Below are 24,347 nucleotides of genomic sequence, written 5' to 3'. Positions count from 1 at the left end.
GTCACGCACGGCTTCGACCACCGTCTTCCTCAGGTACGCCTGCGTCGCCTGATCCAACTTTCGGGCATCAGTTTTCGTCTTCATACCCGTATAACGCACCACGAACTATTTGGTGCACTCGTCAGTAACGCGATTGCGGGCGTTGACGTAGAAATTGGCGCACGAGACTTGCTTTGCGTTATCGGCCCGAACGGCGCTGGAAAAAGCACGCTGGTCGGGTTGATGTCGGGTGCGATTGTGCCTGGGGCTGGCGAGCTGTATCTCGCAGGCGAGCGAATGACCGGCCGACCGATGTATCAATACTGCCGGCGCGGCGTCGTACGGAAATTCCAGGGAACAAATGTCTTCCAGATGATGAGCGTACGCGAGAACCTCGAAGTGGCCGCGCTCGGTGTGTCGAATCGACAGGCGTTTTCGATACGGGATCTCGATGGCGTTCTCGAGCAAATCGGACTTGCCGCGCAAGCCGACATGCTGGCGATGCATCTGCCACACGGCGAGCGCCAGTGGTTGGAAATCGGCATGGCGATGATGTGTCGCCCCGCCTTATTGCTGCTCGACGAGCCTGCTGCGGGTTTATCCGCCACTGATGCTCAGCGGCTTGTGCACCTCATCCACCGCCTGCGTGAGCAGTGTGCGGTACTTGCCATCGAACATGACCTGCGTTTCGTGCAGTCGCTCAATTGCGAGACGTGGGTTATGCACCGGGGGCAAATCGTTCGCCAAGGGCGCTACGACGACATTGCGAAGGACGAGGAAGTCCGACGCATTTATCTGGGGCAGGGGGCAAGTCATGCTGCACATTGAAAATCTGTCGGCCGGATACGGCGACATCGCTGTCTTGCACCAGATCACGCTTGCCGTTCAGCCTAACGAAGTGGTGGGGGTGCTCGGATGCAATGGAGCGGGAAAAACGACGCTTGTGAAGGCGATCATGAGCCTTTTGCCGCACGTGAGCGGCGAGGTTCGCTTTGGCGAGCACGTCATCAACGGCATGCGCGCGCATGAAATCGCTCGACTGGGTATCGGGTTGGTGCCGCAGGGGCGATGGATTTTTCCGAAGCTCACGGTGCGCGAGAACCTCATGATGGGAACCGCGGCGGCGGGCGACGCCGAGATTCTGGAGGAGGTGTTCGAGTATTTCCCGGTATTGAAAACGCGGCTCTCGCAACATGGCGGAACGCTGTCGGGCGGCGAGCAACAGGTACTGGCTATCGCGCGTGCATTGTGTGGTCGACCGAAACTGTTGTTGCTGGACGAGCCTTCTGACGGCGTGCAACCCAATCTTGTCGAGCTGATCGGCGATGTGATCCCGGTGCTGTGCCGTCGTTCGAAGTTGGCGGTGCTGCTTGTCGAACAGAATCTTGACCTCGTCTTGCGCTGCGCGCAGCGATGCATTGTGCTCAAGAACGGGCAGCTCGCCCATGCGGGAAAAATCGAACCGCAACGCGGCACGGACAGCGCGCACCCGTTGGCCCAATTCTTGTCACCTGCTGCTGAACGAACGGCTGATTCGCAAGCAGCATTCGTTGAAAGAGAACCTACATGAATCGACGCGACTTTTCACGATCTGCTCTTTGGGGCGCGCTTGGGGCGTTGAGCGCCGCCGCTTGTCCGAACCTTGTCCGAGCGGCGGCGCCGATCAAGATCGGATTGCTTGCGCCGTTGAGCGGCCCACTTACCCGGGTTGGCGAGACCAATCGACACTGTGCGATGCTCGCCATTGAAGAAATCAACGCTGCCGGCGGGCTGCTCGGGCGGCCACTCGAACTGGCCGTCGAAGATACGCAGATGTCGACGGCAGTGACGCTCGAGAAGGCCAGGCAGCTATTGATGCGTGACGAAGTGGCGATGCTCACAGGCATGGTGCTGCCGTCCGAGCGCGAGGCGGCGCTGCAGGCCGCTAAGACGTCCGCGCGTCTTGTCGTCTATCCGAATTTCGACGAGAGCCGCTGTGATCCGCTGTTGTTAAGTACCGGTCTGAGCGTTGCTCAGCGGGTCGAACCGCTCATTACGTGGATCATGCGTGGTGGTGCAAAAAGCGTCAGCGCGGTGGTCTCGGACGTCGGTAGCAACCGCAAGGTGCTGGTGCCCGCGCTGGAGGCGGCCGTATCTCGTCACGGTGGCCGCTTGTTGAACGTGTACTGGTTACCGTTCGGCACGCGCGATTACGGTGCCGTGCTTCAACGGATTGCGGCGCAGCAGCCGCAACTCGTATGGCACAGCATCGGTGATGATCCGGTCACGTTTGTCAAACAGTATCGGTCGTTTGCGATGAGGCCGCAGTTGGTCACGGATATCACGCACGAATCGCTATCGATTGCAACTGCGGGCGCATCAACGGGCGCCATCGGTGTGTCGTCGTATTTTATGAGCATCGATAGCGCTGAAAATCATCGCTTTCTTGCTCGCTACACCGCGCGTGTGGCCGACACCCGTGCGCCGCGATTAGGCCCCTATGCGGTGATGCTGCCTCACGGGGAATGCACGTACGCGGGTATTCGACTCTTTGCGCAGGCCGCACAGGACGCTGGCAGCGTCGAGGTCATGCGTGTCAAGACGGCGTTGTCGGGTATTTCGCTGAATTTGCCGCGCGGTAAGACGGGTGTGAGCCGGGCGGGCGATCACGTCACGTGCATGACGCGCATCGCTCAGGCGCAGGCGGATAACAGCTTTGCGCTTTTGGATTCGGTCGGTCCGATTTTGCCAGCCTGTCAGGGATAAAGCGGTCGCAACATCCCGTCATTACTTTATCTATATTACGAAGGAGTGCGATATGAATGATATATCCATGATGAGTGTCGAGACGTTGCTTGTCGAGTATCGACGCCACGCACTGTCGCCACGTGAGTGTATGGAGGCAGTGCTGGAGCGCGTCCAGCAGTTTGATCCGCTCGTGAATTGCATGTGCGGCTTCCATGCAGATGTGGCGCTGCAGGCAGCGCGCGAATCGGAGCAGCGCTGGATGCGTGGCGAGCCGCGCGGGCTACTCGATGGCGTGCCGGTATCGGTCAAGGATCTCATCGATGTACAAGGATTTCCGACACGGTATGGCTCATTGACGAGCCCGGACACACTGCAACGTAGCGATGCGCCTGCGGTTTCGCGCCTTCGCCGCGCCGGTGCATTGTTGTTCGGAAAAACGACGACATCGGAATACGGCAACAAGATTGTGACGGACTCCCCGCTCACCGGCATTACCCGCAATCCTTGGGATCGGCGCGTGACGCCGGGTGGCAGCAGCGGCGGCTCGTCGGTTGCGGTCGCGCTCGGCATGGGTCCTTTGTCGCTGGCCACCGACGGCGGCGGGTCGATTCGTGTGCCGGCGTGCTGGAGTGGCGTCGTAGGCTTTAAGCCCACGTTCGATCTCGTGCCGACCGGTGTAGCCGGATCCTGGACGCGACTGTCCACGCTCGGACCAATCGCGCGCAATGTGCGTGACGCCGCGTTGATGCTCAGCGTTGCATCGGAAGCGCACGATCTTTTTCGGTCAGAGTCAGATCGCCCGGTGGACTATCGCATTGGACTGGAGGATGGCGTCGCCGGGTTGCGCGTGGCGTATTGCCCTAGCATTGCGGGCGTGACGGTTGACCCCATGGTCGCTGCAAGTGTCGCTCAGGCCGCGGACGTATTCGCGGCCTTGGGTGCGCACGTCGAGCAAGTCGATGTGAAGCCGCTGGCCAATTATCTGGACAGTCGTATGCACGCGATTCAGTGGTCGGTGTTCTTTGCGCAACGTGCATGCGCGATGAGCGAGACGCAACGTGCGCAGCTCGACTCGGACGTACAGGTCCTTGTGCAGTCCGGTCTGCAAGTCACCGCGCCAGAACTTGCCGGTGCACTGCGTGCACGTCATCTGCTGGGTGTCGAGATGGCCGCGTTCTTCGAGCGCTACGACTTGCTCGTGACACCGGTGTTTCACTGCGGTCCATTGCCGGTGCCCGGGTTGCCGAAGACATTGCTCACGGCGCCTCAGCAGACATCGTGGTGCAACCAGACCGGGCTGCCTGCCGCCAGCATACCGTGCGGCCTGCCCGGTGGTTTGCCCACGGGGGTGCAGATCGTTGGGCGCCTGCACGCGGATGCACTCGTGCTGCGCGCCGCACGCGCCTACGAGTCGGCACGCGGCGCGTTTCCCACGGCGCCCCTGTTGCAGGGCGAGCACGCAGTGGCCACGGAGGTAACCCCGTGAGCGTTCAAATCGCAAAGATCGTGGTGCATCTGGTTGATCGGCGTGCCGAGTTGGGCACCGCGATCTATCCAGCGCACCGCCAGGCCATTGCGGCTGCGGTCCTGTCGCGGCAGAACTGGCGAACAGACGATCCGCTCGAGTTTCTATACGAGCTCGGTGCGGAGCTGGGGACGTCGCTAACCGAACACGCCCGATGCGCACTGGGTGTCCAACGCTCGGCCATTCAAGTGTACGGCAAGGCTGCCTTGGTGGGCACGGCGGTGCCGCTCGAGTGTGCGGCCGCACTGTTACATCCACGAATGGGTAAGGCGATACGCGCCTGTTTACCGGGGACTACCTCGCTCATTCCGTCAGTCACGAAGCGCGGCGCCGCAGGTGCGTGCCTGGACATTCCGCTGCATGGCGCGGTTGACATGTGGAACTTCGACCACTTCGATACCGCGTCGCTGATTTTGCCGGATTCTCCTGCGCCGGATGAACTCGTGGTGGCCGTCGCATTGGCCGAGCACGGTCGGCCGCTTGCGCGCGTCGTGCCCGCGTAGACGCGTCGCCCCGGTTGCGCGCGATCGATACGAACAACGAGGAGGAGAACCTATGCAGAAGTTGGTTTGGGGCATGGCGCGCGCTTGCGCCGTTTCGGTTGGGATGTGGGGCGCCACGGGAATCGTCCACGCACAGTCTTCGGTATCGCTTTACGGTTTGATCGACGCCTTTGTCGGCGAAACGCATGCGCCAGGCGCTGCCGGCAGTGCCTGGCAGGTTGGCTCAGGCGGGATGACGACGTCATTTTGGGGCGTGTCGGGATCGGAGGATCTTGGCCAGGGCATGAAAGCGGTATTCACGCTGGAGAGCTTTTTTAGAGTCAACGCCGGTCAGCTCGGTTCATTCAATGGTCAGTCATTCTTCGGCCGCAATGCCTTTGTCGGACTGAGCGGAGGCTTTGGGGAAGTGACGCTCGGGCGCAATACGGCACCCCTGTTCGTCTCCACGTTGCTCTTCAATCCATTCGGTAACTCGTTCGCGTTTTCGCCGATGATCTCCCACGGATACCTGGGCTCGGCTATGGGGGCGGCTTCCGTGCAAAGCGATACGGCGATCGACAGTTCGGTGTTGTATCAGACACCGGAGGTCGGCGGGCTCTCTGGAAGCCTGCTCTATAGCAATGCGGGTGTGGCCGGCCACACTGGGCAGGCGAACTATAGTGCCAACGTGCTTTACTTCGCCGGCCCGTTTTCGGCAACGGCTGCGGTGCAAAGTTTGCACACAGCTTCGCTTTTTCTTAACGGTGCGACGGCACAAACGGCATGGCTTGTCGGCGGTGCCTATCGGATCCACGCAACGAAGCTCATGTTCCAGTACGAGCGGGTGAGCAACAATAGCAACGTGACCGACGACACCGTGCAGGTGGGAGCAAGCGCGCGATTCGGAATGGGCAGTATGCTGCTGTCGTGGGCGGGCACGCGTCGGCGTCCTGTCACCGGTTCCGGTATCCGGTGGTCGACGTTCGCGTTGGGCTACGACTACCCCCTCTCGAAGCGCACAGACATTTATGCGGCTTGGCGCTATGACACGATTACGCATGCCTCATCAGGAAATGGCCTCGGAGCGGGCGTGCGGATGCGGTTTTGATTTGCTATGCAAACACGTCAAGTCGAAAGGCTGGTCGGTCCAGGGCGCCTCGCATGGATCGTTGCGACGGCCACCTCTGTCTTGAGCGACGAGGATGACGCACGTGAGTTCTTGTCGACCCCGCATCCGGAACTCGAAGGGCGTACCCCGCTTGATGTTGCGCTTACCGAACTCGGCGCGCGGCGCGTTGAGGAGCTGCTCTGGAAGCTCTTCTACGGGCTGCCGGCGTGAAATTGTTCCGCATCGCTGATACGCGGCACACGATTTGGAGCGGCACCGGCGCGATGTTGGTCGGTGGCCGCCGCTGGATTCCGATAGTGTCAACGCGAGACTGGCTGAACAATTTTGCCGTAGGTTTAGTGCCGCGCAATCGCGCTAAGGTATTCCGAAGAAGGCATTCGAGAGACGGCGTCTAGCGAAATGAAGGAGAACATATTAAGGACTATGTTACCCTTCATTTCGGGACATCCATGCATATACGCTATTTCCGGCGCGCTCCGACAACTAAAATTGTGTCGCTCCTGAGCCCCGGCGCTCGGGGCACCGCTCAGCACCCATTTCCCCGATCACGCTCATGACGCAAGCAGCCTGGACCCGCGACGGGCGTCCCGTAGACGCGGCCGCGTTCTCGATTTCCGAGTGGGATTTGCTCAAGGAGTCGACGCAGCTCGGTGACTTTCTGATGCCGTGTTGCAGGGCGCCGGCAGTGCTCAAGACGAGCATCAACGGCTTACCTTTCTTCGCTCACCTGTCGGTCGAGTGCGCCACTGCGCCGGAGACCCAATGGCATAGGTCGGGCAAAACCGCCGTTCTCGCGGCGCTGAACGGCATGGGCATCGCGGGTGCCGAGGAGGTGCCGGGGGCATCGCCAGGCGGCGACAGATGGGCGGCGGATGTGCTCTTCTCAGTTGCCGGGCGCACCATCGTGATCGAGCTGCAACGCTCCTACCAGCACCTGCGCGACTTCCTGCGGCGCCAGGAGCGGTACATCGCCTCGGGTGTCGAATGCTACTGGCTGGTCCGCCATGAGACTTTTCTTACCTTGAGCAGGTCGACAACACGCCTGCTGCTCAAGCGCGATTTCGGCAACGTGTTCCCGCGAGAAGGCATCGGGACCGGTATGCTGCCCGAGTTACCGGTCGCTATGTTGATGAGCACCGACAACGAGTTTCTGGTCTTGTTTGGGGGTATGAAGACAGCGACAGTCAGGACATGGCTGGCCGGTATCCTCGGAAGCGCCTACCAATATCGGGACGGCTCGTGGAACTTGGGTTGAGCACACTTGATGAGAAAATGCTTCGAATCTTGCGAGTGGAGAATTCAGTTCGATGATCGAGTACGTGAGCGACGCCCTGCTGGCGGCGCTATTTCCGCCCGGCGTTGGGGAGATGGATCTCTTGCGCGTCGTGGGGCCTGTTGCGGTCGACGCAGGGACCGAGGCGAGCGGGATCGACTTTGCTGGAACCCGTCACTTGGTATTTTTTGCCGATGTCATGGCGTACGCTGGCCACGACGAGCAATACATTCAGGACACGGCGGTTGCGTGGAACGGAGGATTCGTCCCGGCCCCGCAGTCTCGGCTGGTTAAGTTTTTTCGGGCTGAGGCGAATCAGGAGACGATGTTTTACCCGTCTGAGTGGCCATTGCCCGATCCGGCGATGATATGGCAGTTCAGCGAAGCACTTGGTATGGCCCTAATTGGTCATGCCGACGCGTTCCCTGAGACAACGCAGTACTTTTATATGCCGCAGACAGGTAAACTTGACGCGCTATATAATAGGCTCGCTAGGAAATTCGAGCGTGGCGAATTTGGGGTATCGTTTCGCTGCGTGACCCGGCCGGCGTCTGACGAAGGAGGTTTCTATGGCTTTGAACGCATCTAGCAAGCTTCGCCCGAAGGTGATAGCGCTGCAGAAGCGCGGGGTCGCCATGATCCTCCAGCGTACGGAGGCGGCGGCTGAGAGCGGCGCACTGACGGAAAAGACGGCTCGTGAAACGTACCGCGCGAAAGTGCGGGTGCGTACGCGACGCACTGCGGAATCGGAGTCGTAGCCGACCGCAGTCTTTCTGACCCAGCTAGGCGCCACCGAAAGGTGGCGTCGTCGTTTGTGGCGGGCGACTCGGCAGTGCGGCAATGGCAAAGAAGAACAGATAACGAGAGGTCATACGTGCCGCTGCAACTGCGAATCTTGCTGGACACCAATATCCTGATTCCGCTTCAGGACTCCCTTGCCGTGCTTGTGCCCAACCTGGCGCATGTGATGGAGATGTGCAATGGGCGCCATCGGCTTGTCTATCACCCTGCCTCAGTAAGAGACATCGAACGGGACCGTGATCCGGAGCGGCGGGAACGGACACTGGCGAGGGTCAACCAGTATCACCGTTTACCCGAAGGGCCCGCGTGCCCTTGGAACAATGGCGCGGGGTTGTCCGAGAACGATCAGTGCGACAACTCGATCCTGTATGCCCTGCAGCGAGACGTGGCTCACGTCCTGGTGACGGAAGATCGCGGGTTGCATGCCAAGGCGCTCGCGCGGGGCCTAGATGCCCGGGTTTACTTCATCCAGACGATCGAGGACCTGCTCAGCCGACTTCATGAGCCGGCGACCGTCGAGCTGCCGGACATTGTCGAGGTTGAACTGAACGAGTTGACCGATCAACTGGGTGAGCCGTTCTTCGATAGCTTGCGGAACGGGTATCGCCCGAGCTGCTCGCCGCACTAACTCCCGACGAACGCGAAGCGCTCGCGGACTGGCTCGCGGTCTACCGGGAAGGCCAGGCGCGCCCGGAAGCGCGTGCGATGCTGGCCTCAGCGCCCGCGCAACTGGAATCGCTCGTCAGTGCACTCGAAGTCGCGGCCGACACCATGTCGGCCGCCGAGGCGGACCGTGTGTGGGCGCAGCTGCAGGCGATCGCGCGGACGCTGAAGCGTTCCGGCCATCCGCGGCCGCGCGCTGTGCGCCGGCCGCCGGCGCAGCTTCCCGGACAGCAAGATTTCTTCGCTGATAGCAACGAACTCGAGCAGCTGGCAGATCACTAATCGGGCGCTGCTATCGGACTGCTACTATCCATCCACACCGTATCGTCGGCGACGTCGGATGTGCCGGCGCCGCTGGCTACGAGCGGCACTGAGTCAACTTTTGGGCTGCTAAGCTTGCTCCTCTCGCGCGTAGTTCTACGGAAAGAGCCGTGGCTCGAAAGACTAGGCGTTGAGGCTGACTGGCCGATGCGCGGTATGCCGAACTGAAGTTTCTGATCCGGTTCCTGCCAGTCGCATCCAGGACCATTCAGCGGGACGGGCTGAAGCTCTTCCTGATCCGCTATTGGCATCCCTTGTTCGCGGCATGGCGGGAAACACGCCGGTCCGTGACGATCCGCTATCACCCAGAAGATCTCTCGCGCATCTTCGTAAGCGCTGGCAGAGGCAGTTTCGTTGAAGTGCGATACGCGGACTTGCGTCGGCCTCCCATCTCGCTGTTCGAACAGCGGGCAGCTTTGCGAGCTATCTGGGCTAGGGGACAACGGGCAGTATCGGAGAGGGAGATATTCGAGACTGTTGAGCAGCAGCGACAACTGGTCGTCACTTCCCAGCGGGCTACTCGAGCGCGACGCCGCATGGCACGTCAAGCTGGCGGTTTGGTTCCGAAGAGCAGCATCGAAGATCTTTCACTCACTGAACAGCGGCAGGTCGAGCAGGTGAACTACGACGCACCAGTTACCGCGTATGACGTTGAACAGTGGTAGGGGGCCAGCATGAAGCAGTGTGATTTCGCGCATCTGCTACCCGCAGCAAGAGATCAGGTCCTGCTCGGAAAAGAGGATCGCATAAAGGGTCTGCTACGTGACCGGTGGATCGACTATCCCCGAGCGACTGAAGCCTTGCAGCTACTGCAGCGGCTCTATGACACGCCGAGACGTGAGCGCATGCCGTGTCTTCTGTTGCACGGCGACTCGAACATCGGGAAAACCAAGATAACGGCCAAGTTCAGGCGAGCGCACCCCAGCGAGTTCGACGAGAGAACCGGGGTAGAGCGGTGTCCGGTCGTGAGCGTACAGATGCCTCCCACCCCTGATCAGCACCGCTTTTACGCCGCCTTGCTCTTTGAGCTCGGTGCGCCACATAACCCCGCCGCGGGGCTTGCCACACTCGAGCGGCTCGCTCGCGATATCTTGCGGCGGATGTCGCCGCAGATGCTAATCGTAGACGAGGTTCATCACCTGCTCGCCGGAACGTACCGTGAGCAACGTGCCTCTTTGAACCTTCTAAAATACCTGGCCAACGACCTGCAGATTAGCATGGTCCTTGTCGGTACGCGCGATGCCGTTCTAGGGCTTCAGACCGATTCACAGATGATCAGCCGATACAGACCATTCGAGATCCCAAGGTGGAGGGAAAGTGAAAGTCTTCGTAGGCTCATGGCTGCGTTCGAGAAAGTCTTGCCGCTACGAAAACCATCGAATCTGTCGCGACGTGAGATTGTCCAGCTCGTTCTCGAGATAAGCGGGGGGCTGACTGGTGCCATATCTACGATCCTCAACGAAGCAGCAGAGTTGGCGATCAGGAACGATGACGAGTGCATCGATATCGCTCACCTTGAACGAGTTGCCCGCGCGCATGTCTGACACCCACAGGCCGTGGCCCATCGCACCTCGCCCCTTCCTGGAAGAGGCGTTTGGTAGCTGGTTGGGTCGAATCGCGGCGCGGTATCAGACGAGCGTAGACTTGATCTGGGAATCGGGCACAGGCGTAGCGATGCCTAGCCTGACCAAGGCCGGCTGGATCCTCTTTCCCCCAGTTCCATCCCCAGCCCTGAGCCGTCTATCTCGCGTTGCGCGGCTCAACGACGGCATTCTGAGCATGATCCAGACGCCGCATGAGTGGGTCTTCGACCAGAAGTACTTGGTGTATTGCTTCAGATGTCTTGTTCTGAACGACGCCGATGTCACTGCATCACGGTGGAAGAGGGAGTGGCTCGATCCGTCAGCCGACTACTGCCGGGTGCACCACAGCCTGCTCGAGACTGTTCCGCAATCGATTTTCGCCAGAGCTCCGAATTTCGAGGCCGCGCTGCGGGCGATATCACGTTATCGATGCCCACCGCTTAGGCTGAGCAAAACACTACGCTAGCAGTATTAGTGAACATTGCTAGCACTCCTTTGGGCACGGCTAGCATTGATTGTGAACTCCTACAGTTACAACCGGAATGCGCAACACAGCCGCGAGGCGCGCACCCAAGCCAGCGGGGCTTTGGATTGGGCGTCGTGCGCCCGCACGGCGGCGTAAGGCACGCGATCTTCGCTTCCGCTGACCTCGCCGTCCGCGTGCCGAACAAGTTGACAATACCGTTACATCTGCTTGAACAGCCCGGCACTCCCCCGACTGACAGGCAGTACATCGCAGCTCCCTCGCAAATGAATGCGCAGGCGCCCAAGCAGGTCGCGTTCGATGTGATCGATCGCCGCATACGCGACGATCACGCCGCGATGCACCTGCGCGAAACGCTCGGTATCGAGCCGCTGCAGCATTTCCTTGAGGGGCGTGCGGATCACGTGCCGCTCGCTCGCGGTCACGACTTCCGTGTATTTGTCCGCCGCCTGGAAATACAGCACGTCGTCCACCGAGACGAGCCGGGTCGTGTCCCGGAGGCCCACGGTCAGCCACCGGATGGGCGCGGAATCGCGCTGCTCCTGCGCGCTGGCCAGCAGCGCGGTGTCGGCTGGTGCGGGGCCGCCGCGCTGCAGCTTGACGATGCAGCGGAGCAGGCGATCGTCGGTCACGGGTTTCAGCAGATAGTCGATCGCCGACTGATCGAACGCCTGAACCGCGTACTCGTCGTAGGACGTCACGAATACGACGTGCACGTGCGGCACGAGGCTCGCGATCTTCAGTCCGTCGATACCGGGCATCCGGATGTCGAGGAATGCGAAATCCGGGCGCTTCGCATTCAGCTCGGCGAGTGCGTCGACGCCATTGCGCGGCATCCCGACGATCTCCAGTTCGGGCCACAGCGTACCGAGACGCGCTGCGAGCTCGGCGGACAGGTTGGGTTCGTCGTCGGCAATCAGGGCAGTCGGCATATCAGGCAATCGGGATCTGCAAGGTTGCGGTCACGCCCCGCATGGCGTCGGCATTCGTGCCGACCGATACGCAGCCGCGCTCGCCATAGAGACTGATCATTCGCGCGCGAATGTTCGCGAGTCCCACGCCGCCGTGGAGCTTCGTGCCGCCGTTGCCGAGTCCCGCGCCGGTATCGCTCACGCTCAGGATGAGCAGACCGTCGTCGCGCGTGCCGCGAATGCGCACTTCGCCGCCGTCGACCGACGGCTCGATGCCGTGCAGCAGCGCATTTTCGACGAGGGGCTGCAGCAGGAGCGGCGACAGCGGCAGGGCCCGCAGCGTGTCGGGCACGTCGATCGCATAGCGCAGCCGTTCCTCGCCGAGCCGGATCGTCGCGATCTTCAGAAGCGCCTCGACCAGTTCCAGTTCTTCCCCCAGCGTGGAGGTGGCCTTGCGCGTGCGCCCGAGGCTCGCGCGCAGATAACGGTTCAGGCTGTCGAGCATCGTGGTCGCGCGGGCCGGATCGCGCTCGATCAGGCTCTGCACGTTCGCCAGCGTGTTGAACAGGAAATGCGGCTCGATCTGGGCCTGCAGCAGCGCGAGCCGAGCGGCCGTTTCGGCCTGGCGCGCCTCGGCGGCCTCGCGCCGCTGGGTTTCGAGCGACGTGCGCATGCGAGCGGCCTGCACGAACACCGACACGAACGCGCAGGCTGCACCGGCGACGATGAACGACGAGCCGTAGGCCAGCCAGACCTTGACGCCTGCATGGCCGAGCAGGTGCGGGACGTGCCCGATCGTGGAGGCCGCGATTTCGAAACCGATGAACACGCTGGCCGGCGCGACGATCAGGATCTTCGGCACCAGCGCGAGTTTGCCGCGCACGAGCCGGTCGATCGCGATGCCGAGCAGCGTCGCGCTGAAACCGATGCCGTTCGCGACGACCAGATACGGCAGCAGCGCCTCGTTGCGGCGCGTTGCCCAGAAAATCAGCCCGACCGCCGAGTTGAAACACAAAAGGCCCAGCAGCGAGCGGCCTCGATGCGCGGGGCCGACATGCGGTTCGGACGACAGGAAGGCGAGCGGCTTGCTTGGCATGGCAGCGAGCAGGGGCGGATTGCGGAGATGGTAGCGCAATTCTCGACGGCATTGCCATTGGCGATCGGCCGCGACGCGCATGCGGCAGTTCGCACGGACGTTCGCCGGGCGTGAGGGCCGTTCGTCGGCCGATTTCCACCGTTCATCGCAATGCGCGGCGCGCGGTCCGGCCGGCCACTATAGTCGCAACATATCCGCAGATTGCGGCGCTCCCGAACAGGTACCCCATGCCACATCTTCCGACCTACGTTTACGTATTGTTCTGCGCGCTCCTCTACATCGGCGTGAAGCGCTGCTTCGTGCGCGAAGTTCGGCCCGTGCGTCCAATCCTGTTTCCGGTCGTGTTCGTCGGTCTCGGCCTGTCGAGCCTCGGCCACCTATTCCCACGGGCGGGCATCGATGCCTACGCGGCGGTCTCCGCAATGCTCGTGGCCGGCACGGCGGGCGGCTGGTTCCACGCGCGCCGCTGGCGCCTGCAGTTCAGGACCGGGCCGGAAGGCATGTTCGTCCGCTTGCCGGGCGACGCGAGCCTGCTGGTCACGTTGCTGCTGACGTTCGTCGCCGAAACTTTCATTCATTACACGATCGCCACCGCGCGGCCGTGGGCGGCCACCAGCGCTTTCGCGGCGCTGTCGTTCGCGGTCTGGGGCGGGCTCGTCGGCATGCCGCTCGGGCGCGCGATCAACGTGGTGACGCGCTGTATCCGTCATGCGAACGGCGCGTCGGGGGAAGGCGGAGGGTCGGCGCTCGAGTCGCGCTGAACGAAGCCGGGTCGCCGGCGAGGGTGGACATCGCGCCCCGGCGAAATCCCGGCGAGCGGAATGGTCCGCGCCGCCCGTTCCCGCGCAAACGCGGCCGCGCGCTACACGCCGCCACGCCGTTTTCCGCGCCCCACGCATCGCGCCTGGCGCGTTCTAGCATGATGCGCGCCGGCGGCCACGCTTTCCTGTTCAAAAGAAGAACGTCGCGATCACCTGCACGATCTGGCTTTGCGCCTGCGCGCCGTAGACGCTGCGCGCCGAGCCGTGGTTGCCCTGCCATTGCACGGCGAAATCGGTGCGCGGCCAGTGATACCGTGCTTCGAGCCACGTGAAGTAGCTGTGGTCATCGAGGTTGTAGCGCGCCATCGCAGCCAGCGCCAGATGCTGGATGAAGACGTCGGGCATCGATGCGTAGACGAACAGCGAGCGCCGCGTCATCAGCTCCTGCGCGATGCTCGCGGTGTTGCGATAGCGCCAGTATCGCGACGGGTCGCGCTGCAGCGCCCGCCACGCGGCGGCGCTCGCGCTGGCGCCGTCGTAGTCGTATTCGAGCGTCAGCGACAGTTTGTTCGCGAAGGTATGGGTGACGCCCGTCGAGAGCTTCGAGGTCCATGACGATTCGGTCTGCGCGACATCGGCGACCACGCTGCCGCGGCCGATCGCGTATTCGACGAACCCGACCGTCGCATCGTCGATCAGCGTGGTGGCATTCACGCCGAGTTGCGGGGCGATGCCTTCGCCGCCATACAGCAGCCACTGCGGCGAGAAGTTGCCGAACAGGCGCTGCGATCCGCTCAGCATGTAGCGGGTGCGCGCGTTCGTCGCGCCGAGATCGGGATTGAAGGTCGCATCGTTCGGATGCGTGTCGAGCCGCGGCGACACCAGCGCGGTCATCGAGCCGCCGCTCCACAGCAGTTGCCAGCGCGCCATCACGCTGCCGAGCCGGTTCTCGCGCAGGCTTTCGGGATCGATCGACACGACCGAGCGTAGCGCGCCGGCCTTGAAGAAGTCGGTGGGATTGAAGCCCGACGCGACGCCTTCGCGCAGGTTCACGTGGCCGACGTCGACGATCGCGTTCGGGCTCGGCTGCCAGCTTACGTAGGCCTGCTTCAGCGTGTCGACCGCGTTGTACTGCGACGTGCCCGCGCGCCATCCCGCATCGAAGCGATTCGACACGATCGCCCGCCAGTTGCCGGACGTGCCGTCGTACGACAGCGTGTTCGACACGCGCACGTTGTCGTTGAGGGTCACGGGCGCGGTCTGGTTCGCCGCCGTGTAGTTCGCGACGGCGGCCTCGAACGTACCGCGCCAGTTGCTCGGCGTCACGGGCGTCGCCGTCGCCGTGTCGGCGAGCCGCAGCGCGTCGCCGTCGGCGTCGTCGGCCGCGAGGGCGGCGTGCGCGGTCGCGAGGCCCGCCGCGCAGACCAGCATCGCGACCCGGGATCGCGACATCGTCTAGTCGGCCTTGAAGCGGGACAGGTATGCGCGCTGCAGCCACGCGTCCGGAATGTCGCGCCACGCGTAATCGGAGTAGCGCATCACCGTGACCCAGCCGGGATCGAGCCCGTCGATGATGACGGTCTCCGTCGGCCGTGCCGCACCCAGCTGATCCTGATAGTGCCGGTAATACGCGATTTTCAGCACGCTGCCGCTCGCCGCGAAGAAGCGCGCCTTGACTGGCTGCTTCGTGTCGCTCGCGATCCACAGGTCGATCGCGTGATACGTGACGTCCGGCGCGCGCGCCGTCAAGTGCAGCCGGTAGCAGTGCCGGGTCTGGTGCTCGCCGTCCGCCATGTTCTCCTCGCCCGCGAGCGACGCGTCGTAGTCGTTCGCCCAGTTAACCGTCACCACGTCGCCGTTCGCGGCCTGGCCGAGAAGGCGCTGCTGCGGCGAGATCCGCACGCTGGCCTGGCTCGACGGATCGTAGAACCACAGATCGTTGCCGTTCTTCAGCATCAGCTTGTTCGCGTCGCGGGCAGGCGCGACGAACTGCACTAGCGTGCGGAACTGGCTGGTCGCCGGGTCTGCCTTCGAGTAGATCTTCAGCACCTCGGCGTCCGTCTGCTGCCCGTTGCGAAATTCGAGCAGGGTCGTCGTCAGGCCGAACGGCTTGTCGGGGTTGCGCACCGCGTCGCTTTGCGCGAGCAGCTGTTGCGCCGACGGCGCCGCCGCAGCCGCCGCGGTCGCAGCGATCGCGAGCAGCATCGCGGCGGCGCGCATGATCCGGATCGGCAATGTCATGTTGAAGGCTCCTGGTCAGGCGAAACGCAGCGCGTCGACGATCGGCAGGCGGGCGGCACGATGCGCGGGCAGCCACGCCGAGAACGTCGCGACCACAATCACGCCGAGCGCGTAGCGTGCGATCATCCCGAACTCGCCCCAGACGCGTACTGACAGCGCGACCGGATCGGTCTGTCCGGGCGGTGTCCAGTGCAGGCCGGCGCGGTTGATCCCGATACCCGCCGCGAGCGCGAGGACGGTGCCTGCAACCGCGCCGCAGAGTCCGAGCAGGCACCCCTCGCAGACGAACAGATGGCGAATGCCGGCGCCGCGCAGGCCGAGCGCGCGCAGCGTGCCGATCTCGTGTGTCCGCTCCATCACGGCCATGTTCATCGTGTTGCCGACCGTGAACAGCACAATCGTGGCGATAAGCACCGCGATGAAGCCGAAGATCGCGCCGAACATGCCGGTGACCTGGCCGTACTGCGGATTCAGCGTCGCGAAGCCGAGCACCTCGAGCGGCTCGCCGGCAAGCCGGGTGCGCAGCAGCATCTGGATGCGCCCGCGGGCGGCCGGCAGCTCGGCGGTATGTTTCAGCTGCACGACGATGGACGTCACTTTCGCATTCGATCCGCCGCCGTAGACGAGCTGCTGCGCCTGCGGCAGATGCACCTGCACGAACAAGTCGTCGATCTGCTTGACGCCTTGCTTCTGCGCCGCGATCACCGACAGTTCGGCGACGTTCGGTGCGCCGTACGCATTCGACGTCAGCAGTTCGAGACGGGCGACGCCGCTGCGGCGCGCGGGCTTCGCGGCGGCCTCGGCCCGCGACAGCGATGCGATGTCGTCGGGCAGGTCCAACGCGTCGGCCGGAGCGGTCGTCGCCGGATCGCGGCAATCGGGTACCCGCAGCGCGTCGCACAGACGCAGCACGCGCGCGACACCCGTGCCGATCACGGCGGCATTCGCGGCGCTGCCGGTCAGCGCGACGGGCGTCGCCCGGTCGGCGAAGCCGTAGTCGTTCCACTGCCGCATCCGGTTCTGGTCGGCCACGACGATCCCGCTGCCCGAGACGGTACGTGATACGCCCGCCGCGAAGTTGCCGGCGATGCCGTTGATCGTCAGCACCGGCGTCACGACCGTCACCTCGCGTGCGAGCTCGGGATCGCCGAGCACGGTGTCGATGATCTTCCGGTAATCGGCGATTCCGTATGAGACGGGGTCGCCGCTGCCGTACAGGAAATAGTCGCGGTGCTGGATCTGCAGATGGCCGCCCTGGCGCACGTAGCTGGTCTGGAGCCCATAGTTGATGTCGCGCGCATAGCCGCCAAACAGCAGGATCGCGGTCAGGCCGACGACCATCGCGAGCAGCGTGGTGGACGAGCGGCGGCGGTTGCGCAACAGGTTGCGGAAGGCGAGGACCAAGAGGCTCATTGGCAGGCCTCCTCGTACGGGGCGGCGGAGCGGGTTTCGACGACGCGCCCGTCGCGGATCATCGCGACGTCGTCCGCGGCGGCGATCACCTGCGGGTCGTGCGACGAAAACACGAACGACGTCGCGCGCTCGCGCTGCATCGTGCGCATCAGCGCGATGATGGCCGCGCCCGTCGCGCTGTCCAGGTTGGCCGTCGGCTCGTCGGCCAGCACGAGCGCGGGCTCGGTAACGAGCGCGCGTGCGATCGCGACGCGCTGCTGCTGGCCGCCCGACAGCTGGCCGGGCCGGCGATTCGCCTTGTCGCCCATGCCGACGGCGTCGAGCAGCGCGAGCGCCCGTTCGCGTCGCCGCGCGCGGGCGACGCCCAGCAGGGTCAGCGGATATTCGACGTTCTCGAACGCGCTGAACACGGGCAGCAGGTTGAACGACTGGAACACGAAACCAATGTGGCGCGCACGGAAATCGGCCAGCGCATTCTCGCCCATCGCATCGATTCGCCGGCCCGCGACCGTGATCGCGCCGCGCGCCGGGCGATCGATGCCGCCGAGCAGGTTGAGCAACGTCGTCTTGCCGCTGCCGGACGGGCCCGACAGCACCGTGAAGCGGTTCGCGAGAATATCGAGCGACGCATCGTCGGCCGCCGCGACCGCGAGCGGGCCGGTTCCATAGGTTTTCGTGACATGACTCAAGCTGGCCGCCAACACGGACACCTCCCAGGGTCTTCGATCGATGTCGCCACCTTAGCGGGAACCTCACCCCCGTATTGCGCAGTGCGACGAACGGCGGAACGCGCGGACGAACGGCATTCTTCCCCGACGAACGGCGGCCGTTGGCGGGCGCTGCCGCGCACCGGCGCGGCGAGCCGGTCAGGGCCCGCCGGCGGCCATCCGCCCGCGTTGCATTCCATCGGCTCCATGCGCGGTTCGTCGCCCGTTTCTGCAATTGGTCGCATGATCGTTTCTTTCGACGACGAATCGATACACTCGCAGCCGATCAGCATTTGATCCGCACCACATCGGCCGACTTGAGAGCGGTCACCGGGGGGGCGAGAAGCCAAAACACAGACATAACAAGGCATAAAAATGAGACATACCAGGTTTGAGAGGGGGAGCGAGACGGCGCGGCCTGGCTTTCTTGCCCTTTGTCGAGTGGTCCGCGATCCGTCCGATCCGGCGCGTTTCGCGGGCGATGCCGATCCGCGGCGGTATTGCGACTGGTCGAGCGCACGGCCGGCGTTGCTCGTCATCGAGGCGCTGCATCAGTTCGCGGTCAAGGCGTCGCGCACGATGCACGGCGAGCCGGCGCTGATGGTGCCGGCGCAGTTGCGCGAGCTGACGCTGCACCGTGTCGACGGCTATCCGCGGCTGGCGCTGGCCGGTACGGTCGCGAAACACGGCGACGGATACCGGGTCGACGTGTCGGCGCGCGATGCCGATGCGGGCATGTATCCGGCCGTCGCGTCGGGTACCGTGTTCGTCGCGCTGATGCCGGTTCGCCCGACCGCGTTCGCCGCACCGGGAGAACGGGCATGATGCCGGCCACCGCGACGGCGGCCACCACGATCGCCGGCGATCAGTTCGGCGTGATCGACGTGGCGAACGCCGCACCGCTCTTCGACGAACACTTCGAGCAGTTTCCCGTGCTGCCCGGTTCGTTCAGCCTCAGCCTAGTGATCGCGATGCTGTTCGACGCACTCGGCCTCGCGGCGAACCGGCCGGCCCCGGCACTCACACTCCGAAAGGTCAGCTTCATCTGCCCTGTACGGCCGGGCGAACGCCTGACCGCGCGTCTGCGGCGCCTGCAGCAGGACGGCGCTCGCACCACCGCGCACGTCGAACTGCGCAATGCGCACGGCCACGGCGTGATGGACGGCATCTTCAGCTGGGAGCGCGACGCATGACGAAGCTCGCCATCGTCACGGGGGGCACCCGCGGGATCGGACGCGCGATCGTCGACGCGTTGATCGCCGACGGCTACACCGTCTACTTCACCTACCGATCGAATCCCGAGCTGGCCGACGCACTGGAGCGCGCGTACGACGGCGCCGCGCGCGGCTTCCGGGTCGACGGCGGCGACTGGAACGCCGTGCAGGCATTCGCCGACCACGTGAACGCGGAAGCGGCCGTCGACGTGCTCGTGAACAACGCGGGCATCAACGATGACACGCTGCTGATCGGCAGCCCGTTCGCCCGCTACTGGGAGGCGTTGCGGATCAATCTCGGCGCGACGATGGCGTTCTGCCATGCGTTCGGCGACGGAATGCAGGCGCGCCGGCGCGGCGCGATCGTCAACGTCTCGTCGGTTGCCGCGCGCAAGCCGAAGGCCGGCAACGGCGCGTACGGCGCGTCGAAAGCGGGAATCGAGCGCTTCACGAAGACGCTCGCGCTCGAGATGGCGCGCTTCGGCGTGCGCGTCAACGCGGTCGCACCGGGGTTCGTGCGCTCCGACCTGTTCGAGCGCTTCCTCGCGTCGCAGGATGCGGCGGCGTTCTATCGCCAGATTCCGATGCGAAAGATCCTCGAGCCCGACCAGGTCGCGCGCGCGGTCCTGCTGCTCGCGAACGGCTCGCTCGCAACGACCGGCAGCGTCGTCGATCTCGGCAATGGCGAAAACATCAGTGGCTGACCCAGTGACTCAAGGAGAGTGGACCATGAAGGAAGACATCAAGAACATCGTCGCGCAAATCCTCTATCTGAGCGGTCCCGAGCAGGTGACCGATTCCGCGTCGCTGTTCCGCGAGCTGAACATGAGCTCGATCGACTACGTCGACCTGTGCTACGAGCTCAAGGACAAGGTGGACAACCGCATCAGCCTCGAGAACCTGTGGCCGTTCAACCGGATGCTGCTCGATCCGCAGTGCCACACCGGCACCGAGTGGACCGACGCCGGCTGGCAGCAGGTGTGCGACGTGATGAGCTGGAACGGTCACGAGAAATGCAGCCTGCAGGATCTCTACGAGCACTTCTCGGTGAACTACATCGAGCACCGCATCGCGCAGCTCAGCTGACCCGGGCGCTGCGCCCACGTCGCAGGAACGCCGCACCGTGCGGCGCGGCATCGCGCGCCCGCCCGGCTTTCGACTCACGTGAATGGGGACTTGCCATGTCGTACATCACCGGCCTCGGCATCGCGACGGCCGCTTTTCCCGACATCGCGTCGCTGCTGGACGTCGACTTCGCCGCGCGCGCGCCGCTCGCGCCGGCCGCGAAGCCCGGCGACTACGTGCGCGCCAACCTGCCGTTTCCGCTCGTGCAGCGCATGGCGCGCGAGGATCGTTCGCTGCTGAACCCGGGTTCGCGTCTCGCGTTGCAGGTGGCCGCCGAGGCGTTCGACGCGGCATCGGCCGGCCGGCCCTACACGGACGAAGAGCGCGAGCGGTTCGCGGTATTCACGGGTGTCGAAGGCGAGGACGCGACGATGGCCGTGCTCACGCCGCTGCACGCGCGTCACGGCCTTGACGGCTGCGGCTACTTCGGCGAGGTCAAGGCGGACCTGAATCCGCTCGACATGCTGCGCCTGCTGACCACCAACGCGCTGTACCAGATATCGAAGCTGTTCGGGCTGCGCGGCGAAGGCTATCCGCTGCAACGGATGTCGCTGACCAGCCTGTGCGCGCTCGAGGAAGCGCACCGGCAGATCGAGGGCGGCGCGATCGACCGGGCCGTCATCGCGGCCGTCGGCGACATGACGTCGGCCGACAACGTCGCGGCGTTCGAGAAGATGGGCCTGTTGCGCACGACCTCGCACCCGGTCGGCATCGTGCCCGCGTTCGGGGCCGTCGGCGCCGTCGTCGAGCGCATGCCACGCGATGGATGCGCGCCCTGCGCGCAGGTGCTCGACGTGCACTCGCTGTACAAGCCTGATACGTCCGTGTCGAGCGCCGACTGGTCGAGGCTGTTCGCCCGCTTTCCCGGCGAGGCCGCGCTCGGCGTGCCGCACGTCGTGCTGTACCAGAACGGCGAGCCGTCGCTGGGCAAGGCGGAGCGCAACGCCGTCCAGCAGGCGTGGCCGAATGCCGTCACGCATGCGTACAAGCCGCATGTCGGCTATACCGGGCGGGCTAACAACCTGATCGACATGGTCCTCGCGTTCGCGGATCCGGCCATTCCGGTCGGCGCGCCGGTGCTAGTCAACGGCATCGGCGTGTCATCGGGTCTCGGTGCGATCCTGGTGCGCAAGCTGAGCGGGGTGGGGCGATGAAGCCGCGATCGGACGCCATCGTCATCAGTGCATTCGGCGCCGTCACGCCGCTCGGCGGCAGCTACTCCGAACTGCATGCCGCGCTGCGCGAAGGCCGCTCCGGCATTCGCCGGATCGAGAAATTCGATTGCTCGACCTACACGACCCAGCACGCGGGCGTGCCCGACGAAGGCAACGAGCGCGTGCGCTGGCCTTCGACGCGGCGGATCGGGACCGAGCAGCTGTACGGCGATCTCGCCGCCGCGCGGCTGCTCGCGCAGGCGCCGTTCGTCGTGCGCGACTACGCGCCGGAGCGCATCGGCTGCCTGGTCGGCGTCGACGTGCCGGCCACCGACGTGCAGAGTGCGCTTGAGCTCGTCGACAAGGTCAACGGCGACAAATCGCGTGACGCGCTGATCCGCGTGCTGGTGTCGCACATGCGCATGAGCGAGTTCGTAAGCGGCGACGCGACCTCCGTGTTCGGCGCGATTCATCGCCACATTCCGTTCAGCGGCTGCGCGCTCGCGCACGTGGGCCTGTGCTCCGCGTCGCTGCAGGCGATCGGCATGGGCATGCTCGCGCTGCGCCAGGGGCGGGTCGACGCGGCCATCGTTGGCGGCGTGTCCGGCAAGGTCAATCCGCTCAATCTCGCGCGGCTCGAAGCGCTCGACGTGATCTCGACCGACCTGAATCTCGATCCCCGGCACCGTTCGCGGCCGTTCGACGTGCGTCGCTCGGGCTTCGTGCTCGCGGAAGGCGCGGTGCTGTTGCTGCTCGAGCGCGAATCGGCCGTGCGCGCCCGCGGCGATACGCCGCTCGCGCGTGTGGCCGGCTACGGGGCGAGCCTGGCCGCCGAGCACATCGTCATCCCGCACCTGCAGTCGCTCGAGATGCGGCTCGCGATGCAGCGCGCGCTCGACGATGCGGGATGCGCGCCGGACGATATCGACTACGTCAACGCGCACGGGACGTCGACGGTGCTCAACGACAAGCACGAATCGGAGGCGATCCGAGCGATCTTCCCGACGCGGCCCGGGATACCCGTCACCGCCAACAAGTCGCAGCACGGTCATCTGATCGCGACGGCGGGCGCGATGGAAGTGCTGAACACGGCGATCGGGCTGCGGGAGCGCTTCATTCCGGCGACCATCAACCTCGACGAACAGGCGCAGGAATGCCCCGTCAACGTGGTGCGCGCCCCGACGCCGAGCGACACACGGCGCGTGCTCAAGAACTCGTTCGGGATGGGCGGCCTCGCGGCCTCGCTCGTGCTGGAAGGAGCGGCTGCATGAAGTTCGCGTCGCTGCTTGCCCGGGAGGCGAACTGGCAGATCGTGCTGCACGGGGCGCGCCTGACGGCGGAAGACCTGCGCGCGCGGCTGCGGGCCGCGCGGCGTGCGCTCGGCGCGCTGGAGCCGCATCTGCTCGGGCGCGGTTGCCTGATCGCGGTCGGCTTCTCGGGGTTCGACTATTTCCTGTTCACGCTGCTCGCGTCGACGCTCGGCTGCCGGATCGTCCTGTGCGACCCGAAGATGCTGTCCGCCGCGCTGCGCCAGTACCGGCTCGATACACTCGCGGTCGTCGCGACCCGGTCGATCGCATGCGACGGGCTGCCCGTCGTCGTGCTCGACCCGGCGCGGGCCGATGCCGAAGCGTCCGGGCCCGACGCGTTCGCGTGGGCCGACGCCGGCGCGCCGCGCTGCCAGATCGTCTTCATGACGTCGGGCACGACGAGCGCGCCGAAGCTGGTCGTCTACGACGAAGCGCAACTCGTCGAGAACGCGCTGGCCGTCGGCCGCTATCTGGGCGTGCAGCCCGGTGACGGCGTGCTGTGCATGTTCCCAACGCACTACATGTACGGCTTCTCCACGATGATGAACGGGCTGCTGGCCGGCGCGACCGTCTGGCTCGAACGGGCGTCGCTGACCGCGCACGAGGTGCTCGGCTACCTGGGCAGCGGCCGGATCCGCTTCGTGCCGCTGATCCGCAGCATTGCCGAACGCGTGTGCGACCTGGCCGAGGTGACGCCGGACATGCGGTTCGACGGCATCGTCGTGCTCAATGCATCCGACCGCATCTACGCGGCGCAGGTACGCCGCCTGCTCGCGCTCGGCGCGTGCGTGTGGAACAACTTCGGCCAGACCGAATCGGGCCCGCGGATCTTCGCGCTGCCGCTCACGCCGGACGATCTGCCGCACGTCGATTCGTACTGCTTCGAGGGCGTCCTCGCGCCGGGTCGCCCGATCGATCCGCGCATCGAGCTGTCGATCGTCGACGCGCAGGGCCGGCCGTGCGCCCCCGGCGAGCCGGGCCATCTGCTTTACCGCACGCCGTATGCGATGCACGGCTATCTGCTGCCGGACGGCAGCCTCCGGCGCTTCACGACGCTCGAATCAGGCGACCTGGTGTTCCGCCGCGACGACGGAGTGGTGTTCTGGGTCGGCCGCCGGGACGAGACGGTCAAGTGCAACGGCCGGCTGATCAACGTCAGCCTGCTGCACCAGCATTTCGACGCGTTCGACGACATCGCGAAGAGCCATTTTCTCGCCGATCCGCAGACCGGCGCGCTGACGGTGTTCGTCGTGCCCGGCCTGGCGCCGGCCGGTGCGGAGGTGGATTTCAAGGCGCGCATCCTGAGCCGCTACCGGGCCGCATTCCCACTGTATCCGCGCATCGCCGACGTGCAGTTCGTCGACGACCTCCCGGTCACGAGCACCGGAAAGATCTCATTGCGTCTCCTGCGCGAAAGCGCGTGACCGCGGCCTGAACCTGGAGCCCAC

The 24,347-nt window shown here is 64.6% G+C and carries 27 protein-coding genes and 2 pseudogenes; 23 read left to right on the top strand and 6 right to left on the bottom strand.

All coding sequences use genetic code 11. The features are described from left to right. Nucleotides 1-90 precede the first annotated feature (90 nt). The 15 genes and pseudogenes from CFB82_RS32360 to CFB82_RS32290 all read left to right on the top strand — a co-directional run bounded on the left by CFB82_RS32360 (nt 91) and on the right by CFB82_RS32290 (nt 10,949). Complete coding sequence (locus tag CFB82_RS32360; protein WP_089486709.1) at nt 91-807, top strand: ABC transporter ATP-binding protein; 717 nt, start codon at nt 91-93, stop codon at nt 805-807. Then, complete coding sequence (locus CFB82_RS32355) at nt 794-1,549, top strand: ABC transporter ATP-binding protein (RefSeq protein ID WP_089486708.1); 756 nt, start codon at nt 794-796, stop codon at nt 1,547-1,549. Before CFB82_RS32360 ends, CFB82_RS32355 begins: the two co-directional genes overlap by 14 nt. Then, nucleotides 1,546-2,724 carry an ABC transporter substrate-binding protein gene (locus CFB82_RS32350; protein ID WP_089446900.1) on the top strand — a complete coding sequence of 393 codons (1,179 nt, stop codon included), beginning with the start codon at nt 1,546-1,548 and terminating at the stop codon, nt 2,722-2,724. The genes CFB82_RS32355 and CFB82_RS32350 overlap by 4 nt, the downstream gene beginning before the upstream one ends. Before the next feature lie 52 nt (nt 2,725-2,776). Further along, a complete protein-coding gene (locus tag CFB82_RS32345) occupies nt 2,777-4,192 on the top strand; it encodes an amidase family protein (RefSeq protein ID WP_089446901.1) in 1,416 nt (471 codons plus the stop codon). After that, a complete protein-coding gene (locus tag CFB82_RS32340) occupies nt 4,189-4,734 on the top strand; it encodes an amino acid synthesis family protein (RefSeq protein WP_069250543.1) in 546 nt (181 codons plus the stop codon). The genes CFB82_RS32345 and CFB82_RS32340 overlap by 4 nt, the downstream gene beginning before the upstream one ends. A 52-nt stretch (nt 4,735-4,786) precedes the next feature. Further along, nucleotides 4,787-5,821, top strand: a complete 1,035-nt coding sequence (locus CFB82_RS32335; protein ID WP_069250544.1) for a porin — start codon at nt 4,787-4,789, stop codon at nt 5,819-5,821. Between the two features lie 45 nt (nt 5,822-5,866). Continuing rightward, nucleotides 5,867-6,052, top strand: a pseudogene (locus CFB82_RS32330) (antitoxin Xre/MbcA/ParS toxin-binding domain-containing protein); the annotation flags it as partial. Further along, nucleotides 6,049-6,123, top strand: a pseudogene (locus CFB82_RS44480) (RES domain-containing protein); the annotation flags it as partial. The pseudogenes CFB82_RS32330 and CFB82_RS44480, both read left to right, overlap by 4 nt. Nucleotides 6,124-6,395: 272 nt before the next feature. Continuing rightward, nucleotides 6,396-7,097, top strand: a complete 702-nt coding sequence (locus tag CFB82_RS32325; protein ID WP_089446902.1) for a competence protein CoiA family protein — start codon at nt 6,396-6,398, stop codon at nt 7,095-7,097. Nucleotides 7,098-7,149: 52 nt separating this feature from the next. Continuing rightward, on the top strand, nt 7,150-7,704 hold the full coding sequence (locus tag CFB82_RS32320; protein ID WP_089446903.1) for a hypothetical protein: 555 nt from the start codon (nt 7,150-7,152) through the stop codon (nt 7,702-7,704). A gap of 285 nt (nt 7,705-7,989) precedes the next feature. Then, the gene (locus CFB82_RS32310) at nt 7,990-8,544 is read left to right on the top strand and encodes a hypothetical protein (protein ID WP_089486707.1); all 555 of its coding nucleotides are present in this window, start codon (nt 7,990-7,992) and stop codon (nt 8,542-8,544) included. A 77-nt stretch (nt 8,545-8,621) separates the two neighbouring features. Next, the gene (locus CFB82_RS32305) at nt 8,622-8,861 is read left to right on the top strand and encodes a hypothetical protein (RefSeq protein WP_256990567.1); all 240 of its coding nucleotides are present in this window, start codon (nt 8,622-8,624) and stop codon (nt 8,859-8,861) included. Between the two features lie 179 nt (nt 8,862-9,040). Beyond that, nucleotides 9,041-9,565 carry a Mu transposase C-terminal domain-containing protein gene (locus CFB82_RS32300; RefSeq protein ID WP_306426988.1) on the top strand — a complete coding sequence of 175 codons (525 nt, stop codon included), beginning with the start codon at nt 9,041-9,043 and terminating at the stop codon, nt 9,563-9,565. A gap of 9 nt (nt 9,566-9,574) precedes the next feature. Then, entirely contained in the window at nt 9,575-10,444 is an 870-nt protein-coding gene (locus tag CFB82_RS32295; RefSeq protein ID WP_089446907.1) for a TniB family NTP-binding protein, read from the top strand. Then, on the top strand, nt 10,437-10,949 hold the full coding sequence (locus tag CFB82_RS32290) for a TniQ family protein (RefSeq protein ID WP_089486705.1): 513 nt from the start codon (nt 10,437-10,439) through the stop codon (nt 10,947-10,949). The genes CFB82_RS32295 and CFB82_RS32290 overlap by 8 nt, the downstream gene beginning before the upstream one ends. 218 nt (nt 10,950-11,167) lie before the next feature. Here CFB82_RS32290 and CFB82_RS32285 read toward each other — a convergent pair whose 3' ends face one another. Both CFB82_RS32285 and CFB82_RS32280 read right to left on the bottom strand, forming a co-directional pair. Continuing rightward, nucleotides 11,168-11,899 (bottom strand): LytR/AlgR family response regulator transcription factor, encoded by a 732-nt coding sequence (locus CFB82_RS32285; protein WP_089446908.1) that lies wholly within the window; start codon nt 11,897-11,899, stop codon nt 11,168-11,170. Between the two features lies 1 nt (nt 11,900). After that, nucleotides 11,901-12,974, bottom strand: coding sequence for a sensor histidine kinase (locus CFB82_RS32280; protein WP_089448371.1), 1,074 nt, complete (start codon nt 12,972-12,974; stop codon nt 11,901-11,903). A 227-nt stretch (nt 12,975-13,201) separates the two neighbouring features. Here CFB82_RS32280 and CFB82_RS32275 point away from each other — a divergent pair, with 227 nt between their 5' ends. After that, on the top strand, nt 13,202-13,735 hold the full coding sequence (locus CFB82_RS32275; RefSeq protein ID WP_089446909.1) for a DUF6622 family protein: 534 nt from the start codon (nt 13,202-13,204) through the stop codon (nt 13,733-13,735). Nucleotides 13,736-13,924: 189 nt separating this feature from the next. On the opposite strand, the gene CFB82_RS32270 is transcribed toward CFB82_RS32275, so the two are convergent. The 4 genes from CFB82_RS32270 to CFB82_RS32255 are packed head-to-tail and all read right to left on the bottom strand — an operon-like array spanning nt 13,925 to nt 18,093. Further along, complete coding sequence (locus tag CFB82_RS32270) at nt 13,925-15,187, bottom strand: hypothetical protein (RefSeq protein WP_089486704.1); 1,263 nt, start codon at nt 15,185-15,187, stop codon at nt 13,925-13,927. 3 nt (nt 15,188-15,190) lie between these two features. Beyond that, on the bottom strand, nt 15,191-15,976 hold the full coding sequence (locus CFB82_RS32265; protein ID WP_089486703.1) for an outer membrane lipoprotein-sorting protein: 786 nt from the start codon (nt 15,974-15,976) through the stop codon (nt 15,191-15,193). Nucleotides 15,977-15,991: 15 nt separating this feature from the next. After that, the gene (locus CFB82_RS32260) at nt 15,992-17,389 is read right to left on the bottom strand and encodes an ABC transporter permease (protein ID WP_089486702.1); all 1,398 of its coding nucleotides are present in this window, start codon (nt 17,387-17,389) and stop codon (nt 15,992-15,994) included. Beyond that, nucleotides 17,386-18,093, bottom strand: a complete 708-nt coding sequence (locus CFB82_RS32255; protein WP_373452963.1) for an ABC transporter ATP-binding protein — start codon at nt 18,091-18,093, stop codon at nt 17,386-17,388. Before CFB82_RS32255 ends, CFB82_RS32260 begins: the two co-directional genes overlap by 4 nt. A gap of 444 nt (nt 18,094-18,537) precedes the next feature. On the opposite strand from CFB82_RS32255, the gene CFB82_RS32245 reads away from it, so the two are divergent. The 7 genes from CFB82_RS32245 (at nt 18,538) to CFB82_RS32215 (ending at nt 24,323) form a co-directional block, all read left to right on the top strand. Further along, nucleotides 18,538-18,921 carry a hypothetical protein gene (locus CFB82_RS32245; RefSeq protein ID WP_235986691.1) on the top strand — a complete coding sequence of 128 codons (384 nt, stop codon included), beginning with the start codon at nt 18,538-18,540 and terminating at the stop codon, nt 18,919-18,921. Then, nucleotides 18,918-19,289: a hotdog fold domain-containing protein gene (locus CFB82_RS32240; protein WP_089446916.1), complete on the top strand. Its 372-nt coding sequence runs from the start codon at nt 18,918-18,920 to the stop codon at nt 19,287-19,289. Before CFB82_RS32245 ends, CFB82_RS32240 begins: the two co-directional genes overlap by 4 nt. Beyond that, nucleotides 19,286-20,014 carry an SDR family NAD(P)-dependent oxidoreductase gene (locus CFB82_RS32235; protein ID WP_089446917.1) on the top strand — a complete coding sequence of 243 codons (729 nt, stop codon included), beginning with the start codon at nt 19,286-19,288 and terminating at the stop codon, nt 20,012-20,014. Before CFB82_RS32240 ends, CFB82_RS32235 begins: the two co-directional genes overlap by 4 nt. Nucleotides 20,015-20,039: 25 nt before the next feature. Beyond that, nucleotides 20,040-20,396 (top strand): acyl carrier protein, encoded by a 357-nt coding sequence (locus CFB82_RS32230; protein WP_089446918.1) that lies wholly within the window; start codon nt 20,040-20,042, stop codon nt 20,394-20,396. A gap of 95 nt (nt 20,397-20,491) precedes the next feature. Further along, nucleotides 20,492-21,589 carry a beta-ketoacyl synthase N-terminal-like domain-containing protein gene (locus tag CFB82_RS32225; RefSeq protein ID WP_089446919.1) on the top strand — a complete coding sequence of 366 codons (1,098 nt, stop codon included), beginning with the start codon at nt 20,492-20,494 and terminating at the stop codon, nt 21,587-21,589. Continuing rightward, on the top strand, nt 21,586-22,860 hold the full coding sequence (locus tag CFB82_RS32220; RefSeq protein WP_089446920.1) for a beta-ketoacyl-[acyl-carrier-protein] synthase family protein: 1,275 nt from the start codon (nt 21,586-21,588) through the stop codon (nt 22,858-22,860). Before CFB82_RS32225 ends, CFB82_RS32220 begins: the two co-directional genes overlap by 4 nt. Further along, nucleotides 22,857-24,323, top strand: a complete 1,467-nt coding sequence (locus CFB82_RS32215) for a class I adenylate-forming enzyme family protein (protein ID WP_089486701.1) — start codon at nt 22,857-22,859, stop codon at nt 24,321-24,323. Before CFB82_RS32220 ends, CFB82_RS32215 begins: the two co-directional genes overlap by 4 nt. Nucleotides 24,324-24,347: the final 24 nt, after the last annotated feature.

Origin of the sequence: Burkholderia sp. HI2714 (assembly GCF_002223085.1) — a bacterium.
GTDB lineage: Bacteria > Pseudomonadota > Gammaproteobacteria > Burkholderiales > Burkholderiaceae > Burkholderia > Burkholderia lata_D.
This window is presented reverse-complemented; position numbering and strand designations above follow the sequence as displayed.